This window comes from Arthrobacter vasquezii (assembly GCF_029455255.1).
In the GTDB taxonomy this organism is placed as follows: Bacteria; Actinomycetota; Actinomycetes; order Actinomycetales; family Micrococcaceae; genus Arthrobacter_D; species Arthrobacter_D parietis.
Genome location: NZ_JAROKN010000039.1, coordinates 1 through 15,302, shown reverse-complemented (window position 1 = coordinate 15,302; position 15,302 = coordinate 1). Strand labels below are relative to the sequence as shown.

Genomic DNA, 15,302 nt, shown 5'->3' with positions numbered 1-15,302 from the left:
CGAAACCATGGAATTCAGATACCTCGGAAACAGCGGACTCAAAATCTCGGAGATCACTTACGGAAACTGGCTCACGCACGGCTCCCAGGTGGAGAATGACGTGGCCACGCAGTGTGTGCGTGCAGCCCTGGATGCAGGCATCAGCACCTTCGACACTGCGGACGTGTACGCCAACACCGCAGCCGAGACGGTCCTCGGGGAAGCCCTCAAGGGTGAGCGCCGGCAGTCCCTTGAAATCTTCACCAAGGTTTGGGGTCCCACCGGCCCCAAGGGCCATAACGACGCCGGTCTCTCCCGGAAGCACATCATGGAGTCGATCGACGGCTCGCTGACGCGGCTTCAAACAGACTATGTGGACCTTTACCAGGCCCACCGGTATGACCACGAGACTCCCCTCGAAGAGACCATGCAGGCGTTCGCCGACGTCGTCAGGCAGGGCAAGGCCCTCTACATCGGGGTCAGTGAGTGGACTGCGGAGCAGCTGCGCGCCGGTCACGGGCTTGCGAAGGAGCTGGGTTTCCAGCTCATCTCCAACCAACCGCAGTACTCCATGCTCTGGCGGGTCATCGAGGAGAAGGTAGTGCCGGCGTCGGAGGAACTCGGCATCTCCCAGATCGTGTGGTCCCCTGTCGCGCAGGGCGTCCTCACCGGCAAGTACAAGCCGGGTCAGGCACCGGAACAGGGTTCGCGAGCTGCCGATGACAAGGGCGGCGCGGACATGATCAAGCGCTGGATGTCTGATGAGGTCCTCACCGGAGTGCAGAAGCTTGAACCGCTCGCAGACGAGGCCGGGCTGAGCATGGCGCAGCTCTCTATCGCGTGGGTGCTCCAGAACCCCAACGTTGCCTCAGCAATCATCGGCGCGTCCCGCCCTGAGCAGGTCGAGTCCAACGTTTCGGCCGCCGGCGTAACGCTGGAGCCCGCCCTCATGAAGAAAATCGATGAAGCGATCGGGCACCTGGCCGAAACTGACGCGGCCAAGACAACTTCCCCTGACAAGCGGCCGGCGTGAGGCTCGCGGTCACGGGATCCAGCGGCAAACTGGGACGCAGTGTTGTTACGGGTTTGACGGAGGCCGGACACGAGGTCCATGGATTCGACCTGTACGGCGATCGCGGGCCTGGCTTCCTCTCAATCGACCTGACCAACTATGGTCACGTCGTCGATGCGTTGCTGGGAGTGGATGACCGGCACTCAGGTTTCGACGCCGTCGTCCATCTCGCTGCGATCCCCGCACCGGGGCTGCAGCCTGATTCCGCCACTTTCCACAACAATATGCTGGCGACCTACAACGTGTTCCAGGCCTGCCGGCGGGCGGGGATCCAGCAGATTGTCTACGCCTCCAGCGAGACAGTCCTCGGGCTTCCGTTCGACGAGGACCCGCCGTACATTCCGGTCGATGAGGAATATGACGCGCGGCCGGAGAGTACCTATTCCCTGGTGAAGCACCTCGAAGAACAGATGGCCATCCAGCTGACTCGCTGGGATCCCTCGCTGAGCATCACGGCGCTGCGGTTCTCCAATGTGATGGATCCGTCGGACTACGCCGAGTTTCCGTCATTCGATTCGGATCCGCTGCTGAGGAAGTGGAATCTCTGGGGATACATTGACGGTCGGGACGGAGCCCAGGCTGTGCTGCAGGCTCTGGAGAACGCGCGGAACGGCTTTGACCGGTTCATCATCGCGGCCGCCGATACCGTGATGAGCCGATCGAGCGCCTCGCTGGCCGCAGAGGTATTCCCCGGCGTAGAGCTGGTCAGGGACGTCGGCGAACATGAAACGCTGCTCTCGATCGAGAAGGCACGGCGCCTACTGGGATTCGACCCGCAGCACAGCTGGCGGGATCACGCAGGCTGACGGCTCGGATGGGAGGCCTCCGGTATTGGGAGCTTCCCATCCGGCTGGCCTCAACCTTGAATGATCAGTAGGCTTACATTCACGGGAGCACCTCCCGGAATGCAATCGTCGAAAGGACCGGTCATGACTGAGAATCTTCCCGATGAGGAATTGCACGTTGTCGGCGAAGAGCCGGACGCCGTGAACGAGTCGATCGCGCCCGAGGCGCTCGATCCCGTGCAGGACGGCCAACCGGACGGCTACCCCACAGCTGCCGAGAATGATCCGGATAACTGGCAGCAGGATCCACTGCTGCAGGATGAGCCCGGAGCCGGCACGATTGCCGAGGAAAGCGATCAGAGCCTTCGCGATGATACCGAGGAAGCGCGCTTCCGTGACGGTGAAGAGCAGGTGCCGCCGGAAGAACCTACTATCGGCGAAGCCGCATCCGACGTCGATTTCGGTGATCCCATGAGCAGCGAGGAAGTCGACGCAAGTGATGACGAGGCGAACTTCGGAGGGTCCCCCTTGAGCCAGTTCGAGCCTGAGGACCTGGACCGCTAGTTACGCAGGGTCTGCAGGGCCAGTGCCCGTAGACTGGAACCGTGAAAAAAATCGCTGTGCTGTCCCTGCTCATCCCTCTCGGCGCCCTGCTGGCTGGCTGCAATCAAATTGAGGAAACTGCCGGTGAGATAGCCAGTGATGCGGCATCGCAGGTGGCCGGTGCCGCCGCGGAAGAAGTCCAGCAACAGGTGTGTTCACTCGTCAGCGACGGGAACGTAAGCGCTGGAGATCGCGAACTGCTCGGCGGATTGGTTGACGCCGCAGAGACCGCGGGTGTTCCTGCCGAGATCACCGGCCCGCTTCGCGACATCGCGGCAGCCGGCGACCAGGTTCCGGCAGAGTCGGTGGAAGCGCTGAATGAGGCGTGTGCGCCGTCGTCGTAAGCCGGTGATGTCGCGTTTAGGTGTCAATTGTCCATCAACTGTTCTATTGACTGCCCGCTAGCAGTAACTTTGCCCTATGAGAGGCGGCTCAGCCAGGGTCGTACGTGAGGCGACTGCTTACCAGGACGCGGTATCGCGTTCCGTGAGGGCGGCCTGCGCCAAGTGGGTTGCCATCGAGTTGGAGTTCGGACTGCTGAGCGGCGCCGACGTTGACGCGCTGCTGGGGCCACACTGGCCACCCGCCGGGTGCCTCGCAGCCGAACGCCGGATCCTCGGCGTCGCGACGAAGGCCGGTCGTGTCCTTTACCCCGGATTCCAGTTCGACTCAACGGCGCACACAGTGCGCCCGATCCTCGCCGAAGTAGCCCAGATCGGGCTCGACGCCGGCTGGAAGGATCGCCACATCCTGCAGTGGTTCGTTGCACCGAACGGCTCGCTTCACGGGGATCGGCCCGTGGATCTGCTCGATGACAGGGAGCGCCTCCTCGCAGCGGTCCACGCGGATCTGGAGACCGTGTGGTGAGGGGTTTGGCGATCATTCTGGCAGCCTGCCTGCTCTTGCTCACCGGCTGTGGCGCGGTGGCAACGCCCGGCGCGAGCCCCGGCGAAGTGCCGCTTCCCCCCGCTTCCCAGGAGCTGATTGGGCAGGGCATGGTGATTTCGGACGAAGACGGTCCCGTGATGCTGTGCCTCGGACCCGTGATGGAGTCCTATCCCCCGCAGTGTTCCGGCCCCGAAGTCATCGGCTGGGACTGGGAAGCGGTGAAGCTGTGGGAGAGAGCAGGGGGTGTGACCTGGGGGACCTACGCCGTGCACGGAACCTGGAACGGCGAGACCTTCACTCTCACACGTCCGCCGACCCCGCTGGCGCTTTATGACCCTCCCGCAAATATCGATCCGCGTACCGAACCTGCGAATTCGGGCGCAGGAAACCACGCGGAGCTGGAAGCAGTGCAACAGGACCTCCTCGAGACGGCGGGCGAGAGGATACTCACCTCGTGGATCGAGAACGGTTACGTGTTTGTCACGGTCGTGTATGACGACGGCACGCTGCAGGATTCCTATGACGCCAGCTACGGGGAGAACATGGTGGCGGTTCAATCGGCCCTGCAGCCGGTGAACCCTGATTGATCCGTAACTCGCCGAGCGGGTCCCGCGAAATTGTCAGAGGCACGACGTATTTTGATCGCATGAACATCTCAACGTCTCCTTCGAGTACTTTCACAGGTAACCTTCGCCACCCCGAGAGGGGGCGGAGATACACCATTGACGAACTCCGCGAGCTTGCCGATCAGGGTGATGCGTGGGCACTCTGCCAGGTCGATCAGTGGGAGCGCGAGTTCGCCAACGAATACGCGGGAACCCTGACGGAGCAGTGCACGGACCACAGCTGTGAAGGCTTCGGTGAACCCGTGGACGTGTGCTTCGGCCAGGACGGAGAGCCGATCGACGTAGACCACGGCGATTGGGGACACGCAGTCAGCCGGCTCCGCGCCGCCTGATTTTCCCGTTCGCGGACTGCATCCATCTTCCGGACACCCACTCCGGGCAGATCCGGTCGAGCGGATGGATCTGGAGAACCCGACGCATACGAAGTGGCTGAGCGCGGATACAGTGGAGATATGTACCTCGATCATCCGCAAGCCCTGGCCGACGATGCGGTTCTCGAGAACCGCCGATCCATGCTGGCAACCGCCCCGCACATTCAAAGCCTGGAGCAGTGGCGAGCCAGCTACACGGCCACCAGGTCAACCCCTGTACCGCACTTTGACCCGGCAGACGCGGGAGATCAGGCCCGCGTGCTTTTCGTGCTGGACCGCCCACAGGAGGAAGTGCTCTCCGAAAGCGGCACCGGTTTTGTATCCGTCGACAACCCGGACAGCGCCGCTGAGCGCTGCTGGATAGAACGCGATTCAGCCGGCCTGCATGAAGGCGTCCTGATGTGGAACATGGTCCCGTTCCTCGTGTCGAATCCCAATGCCGACAACCGCACGGCCGGCGCCAAGGCGTTGGGTTCGGTCCTGCGCCTCCTGCCGCGACTCGAGGTGGTGCTGCTCTGCAGCGATGCCGTGCAGCAGACCTGGGACAAGCACCTGCAGGATCGCGTCCCCCGCGTCACCGTCATCAAAGCTCCCGGCGTAGGTCCCCAGTCCCTGTCCCGCAAGACCAAACAGGATGAGCTGCGTAAGGCCGTCGAGCGCGCCAAGCGCCTCGTGGGCTGACTGGCGCTCTGGTTCCAACGGAATACGGCACGCGCTCAACCGTACGTAGCCCGCTGGGAAGCGCTAGGAAGGCTTGACCTCTTCGTGCTGGTCCTTCCACACGGTAGCTGTCCGGTGGCCTGGATTCAGATAAACGTGATTCTGCGCGATCACGGTTTCAGCCTTGGTTGTTGTTACGGTCCACGTTCCTGGACACGTCTTGCACTTGATGGTTCCCATATCCGCCCCCGATGAGTCCTTTTGCACTGCGTAATCTCAGCATCTGCCGCAGACACTTCAAGCGTCAAGGGCTTCCATCAAGTCATGAGAGTAACTTGCACGGGTCTTGAGATTACCTTTCAGTAACCATCGGCACCCGTACCCGTGCGAGTCCGTAGTGACACACTGATCCCATGGCAGCGGTACTTTTGGGGTGGAACCCGGACACGAGTCACTGGAGCGGACCTTATGCATCAGCTGTCGCCGAGGTGCGGAACTCCGGCGGGCATCTGGAACAGTGGTTTCTCAATGACGGAATGATGCTTCCCACCGGAACTGAGGTCTGGTTGCTCGTACAGGGAACGGGGCCCAACAGGCGGGGTCTGATTGGGCATGGCGTCACGGTGGGTGAACCGATTGCGGTCACGTACCTCGATCCGGAGGCCTCGGGCAGTCGGCTGTCTGTCACAGTTCAATTCGACCTCCTGCTGCCGGAAGGGGAACAGTTGCACACCGATGAGCTCGCGGTTCGTGCCCCGGACATTGACTGGGACGCCGCTGCTGATTCGTTCTGGCACATCCCGCCGGACACCGAGTCGGCAGTGAGAGACGCCTGGTCCGGCCATGTGGTGGACAGCGTATGTCAACACGCAGACACCGTGGATCCAGTCCCCGGCTCCTACCCGGAGCACGCGCTGCAGCGGATACCCGTCAACCGGCATGAACGCGATCCCGAGGCAAAAGCGGTAGCGATTGCTCATCTCGGGTCCAGCTGTCACGCGTGCGGCTTTGACTTCGAGGCTACGTATGGGCCGCCGGGCGCAGGTTTCAGCCATGTCCATCACACAGTGCCTGCTGCAGGTCTTCGGCCAGATTATGAGATCGACCCGATCATCGACCTCGTACCCCTTTGCCCGAACTGCCACTACATGGCGCACCGCAGGGTCCCCACCCCGTATACCGTCGCTGAACTGCGCGCAATGGTTGCAGCGGCCGGCCATCTGCCGGGAATCATAGTCACCGCGGAACAGGAGCAAGCACAGAACGATGCACGAGCGATTAGCGGAAGTATCTCGATCTCTGGGGAGCAAACCGGACAGTATGTCGAGCAGTCCGGACACAATAGAGCGGAATAATGCACCGTTTTGTCCAGGTTGCTCTGAGTTCCGGCTGAGCTGGTGGAGCCCCCTGTCGGATTCGAACCGACGACCCCCGCTTTACAAGAGCGGTGCTCTGGCCAACTGAGCTAAGGAGGCGGACTGGCTGAGCCAGCGGGCGCCGTCGTCGTTATCCAACTTCAACAGCGCTAGACAAGGTTAGCCCAGCGCCGCCGCCAGCGGGAAATCAACCGGGTCTCAGAGATCCTCAGTTCTTCGCTTCAATCTGCTCCTGGGTGACCGTGGCGAAGTCGGATACCGCATCCGGCACTTCTTCGCCGTCCACGAAAACCGTTGGAGTCCCGCTGACGCCATAGGTCTCTGCTGCCTGGGTGCCGAACTTCACCCATGGTCGGAAGGTATCTTCCTCCAGGCAGGCGGAGATGTCGCCGGCCCCGGCGGTTGCTGCCATCTCGGCGAGTTCCCCATCGGAGAGCTCGCCGTTCTCGAAGTTGCCGAACAAGGCTGCAGAGAAGTCCCAGTAGGCCCGCGGCGAGGTGTCCGCCACACAGGCAAGCGCCGCAGCACCGCGGGACGAATACTCCGTCTGCGAATTGGGATCCAGGTATGCCACATTCCGGTACTCGAACGTGATGGCGCCCTCATCCAGCCAGGTCTGAATTTGCTCGGCATGCGTCTGCTCGAAGTTGGCGCAGTGCACGCAGTTCACGTCGACGTATGCCACAACCTGTACAGGCTGGTCAGTAGCAGACGCCTCGACGCCGGGCGGAGGATCCGCTGCGTTCGGGGCTTCATCAGGGAGGGACGCGACGTCGACCGTTTCAAGGGACGTTGTTGCCAGCTCCGTTGTGGAGGTCAGAGTGATACCGCCGTACTCATTGCCATGCGCAGGAGCCGGGCCGGCATCGGGAACCTGACTCCGAAGGTTTCCGGCAACGATCAACCCAATGATCACAAGGATTGCAACGATAGCGGCAACAACGCCCCACTTGATGAGGAACGATGCACGCTTCTCACGGCGCTCCCGCTCCTCCACCACCCGCCGTGCCTGCTCCCGCGACTCTGACTTCCGTTGTGCCTTGCTCGGTCTGGGGTTGCTGGAAGTCATCAGTCCTCATTGCTCACTCGGTTACGCGTCCTACCATTTTAGGTGATGCTGCTGTCCGCTCCCCCTACCCACCCAACCGGCTAAAGTCGTCAGTAGGCCTACGATCGTCAGAGGAGACAGTATGCAATCAGGGGACACACCGTACGGTGAGTTCGAATTCATTGTGGTGTCCAACCGACTTCCGGTTGACCGCGTGAACGACGACGACGGCAACGGCTCCTGGCGGCGCTCACCCGGCGGTCTGGTCACCGCACTGGCTCCTGTGATGGAGAAGGCCGACGGCGCATGGGTAGGATGGCACGGCGCCGCGGACGAGGCACTTGAATCCTTCGACCACAGTGAGATCCGGCTGGTTCCCGTTCCGCTGAGCGCTGAGGAAGTCGAGTTCTACTATGAGGGCTTCTCCAACGCGACCCTGTGGCCGCTCTACCACGACGTCATCGCCCCGCCTGAGTTTCACCGCCACTGGTGGGATTCCTACCGGAAGGTCAACGAGCGCTTCGCAGCGGAGACTGCGGCCGTCGCAGCCGAAGGCGCCACCATCTGGGTCCAGGACTACCAGCTTCAGCTCGTTCCCAAGCTGTTGCGCGAGGCCCGTCCTGATCTGAAGATCGGCTTCTTCAACCACATTCCGTTCCCTCCGCTCGAAATCTATGCCCAGCTCCCATGGCGGCGCCAGGTGATCGAGGGCCTGCTCGGCGCTGACCTGATCGGGTTCCAGCGACCGAGCGACGCCAGCAACTTCCTGCGCTGCGTACGCAGATTCCTGGGGCTCGCGGTCCGTCAGCAGCAGGTACAGGTGAAGGGCGCAGACGGATCCCCTGACTACGTTTCACGGGCAGAGGCGTTCCCCATTTCCATCGATGTCCAGCGCATCGTCGACCTCGCCAACCGCCCCGACATCATCGAGCGGTCTCAGGAGATCCGTCGTGAGCTCGGTAATCCCCGGCACATCCTGCTCGGAGTTGACCGGCTGGACTACACCAAGGGCATCGGCCACCGCCTGAAGGCCTACGAGGAACTACTCGCCGACGGCCTGATCCAGGTCGAGGACGCCGCCCTCATCCAGGTCGCCAGCCCCAGCCGTGAACGGGTGGAGCAATACAGGCTCCTGCGTGAAGAGGTGGAGGGCGCCGTCGGGCGTATCAACGGCACGTACGACACCATCAAGAACACTGCTATCCGCTACCTCCACCACAGCTATCCGGTGGAGGAAATGGTGGCTCTCTACCTGGCTGCCGACGTCATGCTCGTGACAGCGCTCCGCGACGGTATGAACCTCGTGGCGAAGGAGTATGTCGCAGCCCGTACGGGAAACCGCGGAGCGCTGGTCCTGAGCGAGTTCGCCGGAGCAGCTGACACGCTCCGGCAGGCAATCCTGGTCAACCCGCATGACATCGACGGTCTCAAGAGCGCCATCCGCGGTGCCCTCGATATGAGCGCCTCCGAGGCAACCCGCCGGATGCGCACCATGCGCCGTCAAGTACTGCAGAATGACGTGGAGCGCTGGTCGAAGGCCTTCCTCTCAGAACTGCAGAAAGGCGCACGGGAGGATCTCCTTGTCTGATTCACTCAGCCCGGAATTGCTTGCCGCTCTCGCGACGGCGGCCGCGACGAAGACGCTGCTGGTTGCGCTCGATTTCGACGGCACCATGTCCCCGCTGGTTGACCGCGCGGAAGACGCCCGTGCGCTGCCCGGATCGGCGGCAGCATTGCGCGATCTGGCGCAACTGCCAAGGACGACGACGGCGCTCATCTCCGGACGCGCTCTGGACAGTCTGCGCCGGGTCGCCTCTCCAGAGCCGGAAACGCTCCTCATCGGCAGTCACGGAGCTGAGGCGTGGACCGGCCCCGGTGGTGCACCCCTTGAACTGACGCCCTCGCAGGTGGAAATCCTGCGCCATGCGACCGGCGCCGTCCAACAGGTGGTCGATGCCCATCCCGGTACGCTGCTGGAACTGAAACCAGCCGGCGTCGTGCTGCATATGCGGACGGCAGACGCAGAGACAGCCCAGTCGGCCGCAACTGCGGCGCGTGCCGCACTGTCATCGCTGGACGGCGTCCACCTGAGCAACGGCAAGAACGTCCTGGAACTCTCCGTGGTGCAGGCGGACAAGGGACGGGGTCTGCAGTCCCTTCGTGAACTCACCGCGGCAACCGCAGTAGTGTTTGCCGGTGACGACGTCACCGACGAACACGCGCTGAAGACCCTCCAGGCACCCGACGTCGGGATCAAGGTCGGAGACGGAGAGAGCGCTGCGACGTACCGCATCACCTCCCCGGAGCATCTCGTTGAGGTCCTTCAGGAGTTGGTGAGGTTACGTCGTGCTGGCGTCTCTACCTGACTTCGTGCCATACTTTTCCTTGTGACGCAGTTCACGGTGGGTCAACTTCGGCCTCCGTCCTGATCACGCCAACTGAATATTTCCATTCACAACGGATCGTCGGGCACGTACCTGCCCGTGAAAAGGATAAGAAAAAAATGGCAACGGTAACGTTTGACCAGGCTACGCGCCTGTACCCGGGCACTGACAAGCCCGCAGTAGACGGCCTCAACATCGAGATCGCAGACGGCGAATTCCTCGTTCTCGTCGGGCCCTCCGGTTGCGGAAAGTCCACCTCCCTCCGCATGCTGGCCGGCCTCGAGGATGTGAACTCCGGCCGCATCCTCATCGGTGACCGCGATGTCACCGACGTTCCGCCGAAAGACCGAGATATCGCGATGGTCTTCCAGAACTACGCGCTGTACCCGCACATGTCCGTTGCCGACAACATGGGCTTCGCACTGAAGATCGCGGGCATCTCCAAGGAAGAGCGCGCCCAGCGTGTCCGGGAAGCCGCAAAGCTCCTCGATCTCGAGGACTACCTCGACCGCAAGCCGAAGGCTCTTTCCGGTGGTCAGCGCCAGCGTGTTGCCATGGGTCGTGCAATCGTCCGCAACCCGCAGGTCTTCCTCATGGATGAGCCGCTGTCCAACCTCGATGCGAAGCTCCGCGTGCAGACCCGTACCCAGATCGCCTCGCTCACCCGTCGCCTCGGTGTCACCACCGTGTACGTGACCCACGACCAGGTCGAGGCCATGACCATGGGCGATCGCGTCGCAGTGCTGAAGGACGGCATCCTTCAGCAGGTGGATACCCCCCGCAACCTCTACGAGCGCCCGAAGAACGTCTTCGTTGCCGGCTTCATCGGCTCCCCCGCCATGAACCTGCTGGAGCTGCCGACCTCGGAGGACGGCGTGAAGTTTGGCGACACCACGTACCCGGTGGCGCGCGAGGTCCTGAGCTCCGCACACGGCGGTACAGTCACGCTGGGTGTTCGTCCCGAAGATCTTGGCCTCGTCGGTGCCGGCGAAGGCCTGCAGGTTGAGGTGGATGTCGTGGAGGAACTTGGCGCTGACGCTTACCTCTACGGCCACACCACGCTCAACGGCCAGGACCACGACATCGTGGCACGCGTAGACGGACGCCGCCCACCAATGAAGGGTGACACGGTATATGTACGGCCGGTAAAGGGCCACGTGCACCTGTTCGACACCAAGGACGGCCTTCGCCTGGCCGACCACGTGTAGCAATTTGACCGCTAGCGGTTAGATGCACATTCCGCGGTGGCCCCTGTTGGTTGACGGTAAACTCAACCAGCGGGGGCCATCGTCGTTGTTAGGACATACAGGTCGCCGTGAGGACACCCAATCACCATGACTGATTCGACCGAAGCCAACTGGCATCACGAGCCAACGGACTATGACCAGGCCGGCAAACTGCCCAGGACCCGGAGTGCGTTCGGGGAAGGCTCGCTGGGATCGCTCAACATCACGGCAGCGGCCACCGACCCGGAGCTCCTCGACCTCCCATGGCATCTGGGACTGGAGGAGTGGCCGGCCGAGTATCTCGCTGCTCTGCCCCGTGGAATCTCCCGCCATATTGTCCGATTCGCCCACCTCGGCGGATCCGTGATCGCTGTGAAGGAAACCAGCGAACATATTGCACGCCACGAGTATCACATGCTCCGCAAGCTGCAGCGCCTGGACGTTCCGTGCGTGGAGCCGGTTGCCGTCATCGCAGGCCGGAAGACGCGTGACGGCGAGGACCTGAACCCGGTGCTGGTCACCCGCCACCTGAAGTTCTCCATGCCGTACCGGGCGCTGTTCTCACAGATGCTGCGCAAGGACACTCTGACCCGCCTCATCGATGCCCAGGCGCTGCTCCTTGTCCGTCTCCACCTCATCGGTTTCTATTGGGGAGACGTATCACTCTCCAATACCCTGTTCAGGCGAGATGCCGGGGCGTTCGCTGCTTACCTCGTGGACGCTGAGACCGGTGAACTGTATCCGGAATTGTCTACCGGGCAGCGCGAGTATGATCTCGAGATTGCCCGGGTGAACATCGCCGGTGAACTGATGGACCTGGCAGAGGGCGGTCTCATTGAGGAAAAGGTGGACCCACTGGCTACCAGCGAGCTCATCATGGACAGCTACCGACGCCTGTGGGCCGAACTCACCGACAAGGAGTCGTTCGAGCTCGGTGAGCGCTGGCGGGTGAACGCAAGGATTCGGCGCCTGAACGAACTCGGCTTCGACGTCGAGGAGTACGCCATACGGACAGTTTCCGAGACTTCCCAGATCCAGCTGCAGCCCAAAGTGGTCGACGCCGGGCATCACAGCCGTCGTCTTATCCGGCTCACCGGCATAGATGCCCAGGAGAACCAGGCACGCCGGCTGCTCAATGACATGGACGCCTACCGGGCAGACAACAGTCCGGGCCTCGACGAAGAGATCAGCGCACACCAGTGGTTCAATGATGTCTTCGAGCCGATCGTTCGGGCAGTTCCGCGGGAGCTCGGCGGAAAGCTGGAGCCGGCGGAAGTGGTCCATGAGGTGCTGGAGCACCGATGGTACATGTCTGAAAAGCAAGACAGAAACGTTCCGCTTGCCGAAGCCGTGCAGTCATACCTGGATTCGGTGCTGCGGCATCGCCGCGACGAAGCCGCGATCATGCTGACTGCTGACACCAAGACGTTGGACATCATCAGCGGTGGGGCGCAAGAGGGCAGCTGAGCCGTCCTGTGAGCAAGCAATACCTAGAGAGCGTCCGCGGTCCCGGCTTGAGCCGGGACCGCAGACGCTCTCTGATTGGAAGTTTCCGCGCTTCCCGCCTTGCTTACGGGGTCAGCTGACTGCAGTCAATTTGCTGGCCCTGGAACTCCTGAATGCCGGGCCCTGCACTCTGGCAGAATTCGACGACCTCCTGCGAGAACGGAATGAGCGCAATCAAGCCGATTACCGCGATGATGCCCGTAATGACGCCGATCGCTCCGATGATAATGCCGGCAAGTGCGAAGCCATTGCCCATCCCGGCCTTCCTCGACTTCACCATCGCGACGATAGAGATGATCAGACCCACAATCGAAATGGGCCAGATGATAGAGCAGACCAGACCGACAATGCCGAGCGTCTTTCCAGGGTTCTCCGTCGGTTGACCGTAACCGCCGCCGTAGCCGCCGGGTGTGCCATACGGTGAAGCCGGCGCCTGGCCATAGCCCTGAACGGGCTGCTGGCCGTAGGACTGACCGGACTGCTGGCCATAAGACTGACCGTAACCGGACGGCTGCTGTCCCGAACGCTGGTCGGACGACGTGGGCTGCTGCCACTGCTGCCCCGCCGGGTATCGGCGGGAGTCGTCCTGGCCGTCATCGTTGCCCGGTTGACCGGTGGTGTTGTCTGACACGGTGTTGTCCCCATTCTTCAGTGCGATGCCACTGGCCTCTTCCAGGGCGCTGGCTCAATCCAGTCTATCCGTCTGGAAGGTTCGGCAACGGTAGCGGGATACCGATGGTTTCAGCGGCGTGTTCTCAGGTGATCGCCTTGCCCGGATTGAGTATCCCGAGTGGATCAAACGCTTCCTTGACCCGTCGTTGCAGGCTCAGCACCTCAGCACTCTGTTCCCACGCCAGCCAACGTAACTTGTACTGCCCCACCCCATGCTCGCCGGTGATGGTTCCACCCAGCCCCAGGGCAACCCGCACCGACTCGTCGAGCGCTGCCTGCAGCCTGTGCATTCCCGCCTGCCCTTCGTCTCGATTAACCCAGAACGTGGGGTGGAGGTTGCCGTCTCCCGCGTGCGCAACGAGGCGAAGCCTCACGCCGTGTTCCGCGGCCATCCGTTCAAGCTCACCCGCATAGTGCACCAACTGGGATCGCGGAACTGCGACATCCTCCCCAACGCGGAAATCGTCGTCGACGCCGTCGCCTCTCGCGTTGCGCCGCAAGTCGAGGAGCATAGCGGCTTCCGAGCCGTCCTCCGCTTCGACGGTCGCGCCTGCCTGGGTCAGGACTTTGCGCACGACGGCGGATTCCGCTTCAGCGCCAAAGCCGTCAGTCTGGATGAGCAGCAGGGCTCCGCCCCTGGCTGCAAGGTTCGATTGGAACGCGGCGTCCAGGACGCCCAGGGTATTACCGTCAAGAAGTTCAAGAATGGCCGGCTGAACGCGGGCAGCACCAATGGCGAGAACGCCTGCGGCCGCTGCTGGAAAGTCCGGGAAGAAGGCGGCCAGAGTTCGGGTTTGGATCGGAAGGTACTTCAGGCGCACGGTGATTCCCACAACAATGCCGAGCGTACCTTCAGATCCCACGAATAGCGCGGTCAGGTCATACCCGGCAACGCCCTTGAACGTGGTGTGCCCCGTATGGATAAGCGTGCCGTCTGCAAGCACCACGTCGAGGGCCAGAACCGAATCCCGGGTTACACCATACTTGGCACACCGCAGCCCGCCCGCGTTGGTGGCGACGTTGCCGCCCAGTGTGGATATTGTGTGACTCGCCGGATCGGGTGCATACATCAAGCCGTGCGGTGCAACCGCGAGATTCAGGTCCGCGTTGATGACCCCCGGCTCCACAATGGCAAGCTCATCCTGCGGACGCACCTCGAGGATGCGATTCATCCGCTCAAGGCTGAGGACAATGCACCCGGACACCGCATGGGCGCCGCCCGAAAGGCTGGTCCCGGTTCCGCGTGCTACGACCGCCACCTTGAAGAGATGCGCACACCGCATAACGTGCTGCACTTCCTCAACGCTCTCCGCCAACACGACGACGGCGGGCATCGCCGGTTGCGTGACCGGGCCCTGATCCCGCGAATACTCCTCAAGCACCCCGCTGCTCATCAGAATGCGGGAGCTGTGCACGCCGAGGTGCAACTCCCTCACGAGGGAGGAGGTTTGATCGGACATTTCGCGCGCAGCCGCATTCGTCACGAAGCGCCACCCATGAATCGTCGATAGGAAGCCATCACGGCTGCCCAATTGGGCGCAGCAGCACGCTGCTCGTGACCCAGCTCGCCGTCCGTCCACCCGTCATGAACCAGGCTCACCTGCGTGCTTCCGCGACCCGCGGTGAAGGTGACCACGACACGACTCGACAAATTCGGGTTGCCAAGGTAGTGCCACCTGAGCTCCAGCTCTCCGCCAGATGTCTCTCCTGCCACGGTTGCCCATGACGCCGAGTTGCCCGCGGCATCCTCCTCAAAGAGCTCCCCGCTGGTGAATTCCGGATGGGTACCATCGCCGAATCGGGTCTGATCAACGGGCCACCACAGATGGATACCGTCGGTGAACCCTGCGAATGACTCGTCGCGGGTCCGAGGGACGGTCACCTCTGCAGTGAGTGGTCCCGGCTTAGTACCTGGTTCGCGATCTGTGGAGCCGGCATCACGATGGGAGAAGAGACTGTCCATAGTGGAACTCTAGTTGGTGTTGTTGGTGTGGGTTTAAAGCAGGAAAGGCCTCACCGTGAAGGTGAGGCCTTTCCGTAAGTGTTGTCCGGCGGTGTCCTACTCTCCCACACTCTCTCGGGTGCAGTACCATCGGCGCTGTGGGT

General features: G+C 62.3%; 18 protein-coding genes and 1 tRNA gene. 13 read left to right on the top strand and 6 right to left on the bottom strand.

Annotated features, from left to right (window positions below; translation table 11 throughout):
• Positions 1-7 precede the first annotated feature (7 nt).
• The 8 genes from P4U43_RS12990 (at position 8) to P4U43_RS12955 (ending at position 5,005) form a co-directional block, all read left to right on the top strand.
• Positions 8-1,012, top strand: a complete 1,005-nt coding sequence (locus tag P4U43_RS12990) for an aldo/keto reductase family protein (RefSeq protein WP_056550307.1) — start codon at positions 8-10, stop codon at positions 1,010-1,012.
• On the top strand, positions 1,009-1,857 hold the full coding sequence (locus P4U43_RS12985) for an NAD-dependent epimerase/dehydratase family protein (RefSeq protein WP_277359115.1): 849 nt from the start codon (positions 1,009-1,011) through the stop codon (positions 1,855-1,857). Before P4U43_RS12990 ends, P4U43_RS12985 begins: the two co-directional genes overlap by 4 nt.
• A 123-nt stretch (positions 1,858-1,980) precedes the next feature.
• Positions 1,981-2,400: a hypothetical protein gene (locus tag P4U43_RS12980; RefSeq protein WP_277359114.1), complete on the top strand. Its 420-nt coding sequence runs from the start codon at positions 1,981-1,983 to the stop codon at positions 2,398-2,400.
• A gap of 41 nt (positions 2,401-2,441) precedes the next feature.
• Complete coding sequence (locus tag P4U43_RS12975) at positions 2,442-2,783, top strand: hypothetical protein (RefSeq protein WP_056549974.1); 342 nt, start codon at positions 2,442-2,444, stop codon at positions 2,781-2,783.
• Positions 2,784-2,859: 76 nt separating this feature from the next.
• Entirely contained in the window at positions 2,860-3,306 is a 447-nt protein-coding gene (locus P4U43_RS12970) for a hypothetical protein (RefSeq protein WP_056549972.1), read from the top strand.
• Between the two features lie 5 nt (positions 3,307-3,311).
• A complete protein-coding gene (locus P4U43_RS12965; protein ID WP_277359113.1) occupies positions 3,312-3,914 on the top strand; it encodes a hypothetical protein in 603 nt (200 codons plus the stop codon).
• 59 nt (positions 3,915-3,973) lie between these two features.
• The gene (locus tag P4U43_RS12960; RefSeq protein WP_277359112.1) at positions 3,974-4,285 is read left to right on the top strand and encodes a hypothetical protein; all 312 of its coding nucleotides are present in this window, start codon (positions 3,974-3,976) and stop codon (positions 4,283-4,285) included.
• A gap of 120 nt (positions 4,286-4,405) precedes the next feature.
• Positions 4,406-5,005 carry a uracil-DNA glycosylase family protein gene (locus P4U43_RS12955; RefSeq protein ID WP_277359111.1) on the top strand — a complete coding sequence of 200 codons (600 nt, stop codon included), beginning with the start codon at positions 4,406-4,408 and terminating at the stop codon, positions 5,003-5,005.
• A 63-nt stretch (positions 5,006-5,068) separates the two neighbouring features.
• Here P4U43_RS12955 and P4U43_RS18090 read toward each other — a convergent pair whose 3' ends face one another.
• Positions 5,069-5,251: a hypothetical protein gene (locus P4U43_RS18090; RefSeq protein WP_404800739.1), complete on the bottom strand. Its 183-nt coding sequence runs from the start codon at positions 5,249-5,251 to the stop codon at positions 5,069-5,071.
• Positions 5,252-5,397: 146 nt separating this feature from the next.
• Here P4U43_RS18090 and P4U43_RS12950 point away from each other — a divergent pair, with 146 nt between their 5' ends.
• Positions 5,398-6,339 (top strand): HNH endonuclease, encoded by a 942-nt coding sequence (locus tag P4U43_RS12950; protein ID WP_277359110.1) that lies wholly within the window; start codon positions 5,398-5,400, stop codon positions 6,337-6,339.
• Positions 6,340-6,382: 43 nt separating this feature from the next.
• On the opposite strand, the gene P4U43_RS12945 is transcribed toward P4U43_RS12950, so the two are convergent.
• Both P4U43_RS12945 and P4U43_RS12940 read right to left on the bottom strand, forming a co-directional pair.
• Positions 6,383-6,459, bottom strand: a tRNA-Thr gene (locus tag P4U43_RS12945).
• A gap of 109 nt (positions 6,460-6,568) precedes the next feature.
• Entirely contained in the window at positions 6,569-7,429 is an 861-nt protein-coding gene (locus P4U43_RS12940; RefSeq protein ID WP_277359109.1) for a DsbA family protein, read from the bottom strand.
• A gap of 121 nt (positions 7,430-7,550) precedes the next feature.
• On the opposite strand from P4U43_RS12940, the gene otsA reads away from it, so the two are divergent.
• The 4 genes from otsA (at position 7,551) to P4U43_RS12920 (ending at position 12,485) form a co-directional block, all read left to right on the top strand.
• Positions 7,551-8,996 carry an alpha,alpha-trehalose-phosphate synthase (UDP-forming) gene (gene otsA / locus P4U43_RS12935; protein ID WP_204534256.1) on the top strand — a complete coding sequence of 482 codons (1,446 nt, stop codon included), beginning with the start codon at positions 7,551-7,553 and terminating at the stop codon, positions 8,994-8,996.
• Positions 8,989-9,774 (top strand): trehalose-phosphatase, encoded by a 786-nt coding sequence (gene otsB / locus P4U43_RS12930; RefSeq protein WP_277359108.1) that lies wholly within the window; start codon positions 8,989-8,991, stop codon positions 9,772-9,774. The genes otsA and otsB overlap by 8 nt, the downstream gene beginning before the upstream one ends.
• Before the next feature lie 137 nt (positions 9,775-9,911).
• Positions 9,912-11,000, top strand: coding sequence for an ABC transporter ATP-binding protein (locus P4U43_RS12925; RefSeq protein ID WP_277359107.1), 1,089 nt, complete (start codon positions 9,912-9,914; stop codon positions 10,998-11,000).
• Between the two features lie 126 nt (positions 11,001-11,126).
• The gene (locus tag P4U43_RS12920; RefSeq protein ID WP_277359106.1) at positions 11,127-12,485 is read left to right on the top strand and encodes a DUF4032 domain-containing protein; all 1,359 of its coding nucleotides are present in this window, start codon (positions 11,127-11,129) and stop codon (positions 12,483-12,485) included.
• Between the two features lie 103 nt (positions 12,486-12,588).
• Here P4U43_RS12920 and P4U43_RS12915 read toward each other — a convergent pair whose 3' ends face one another.
• The 3 genes from P4U43_RS12915 to P4U43_RS12905 all read right to left on the bottom strand — a co-directional run bounded on the left by P4U43_RS12915 (position 12,589) and on the right by P4U43_RS12905 (position 15,159).
• Positions 12,589-13,155 carry a hypothetical protein gene (locus tag P4U43_RS12915; RefSeq protein ID WP_277359105.1) on the bottom strand — a complete coding sequence of 189 codons (567 nt, stop codon included), beginning with the start codon at positions 13,153-13,155 and terminating at the stop codon, positions 12,589-12,591.
• A 124-nt stretch (positions 13,156-13,279) separates the two neighbouring features.
• Positions 13,280-14,656 carry an FAD-binding oxidoreductase gene (locus P4U43_RS12910; protein ID WP_404800738.1) on the bottom strand — a complete coding sequence of 459 codons (1,377 nt, stop codon included), beginning with the start codon at positions 14,654-14,656 and terminating at the stop codon, positions 13,280-13,282.
• A 20-nt stretch (positions 14,657-14,676) separates the two neighbouring features.
• Positions 14,677-15,159, bottom strand: coding sequence for an SRPBCC family protein (locus P4U43_RS12905; RefSeq protein WP_277359104.1), 483 nt, complete (start codon positions 15,157-15,159; stop codon positions 14,677-14,679).
• Positions 15,160-15,302: the final 143 nt, after the last annotated feature.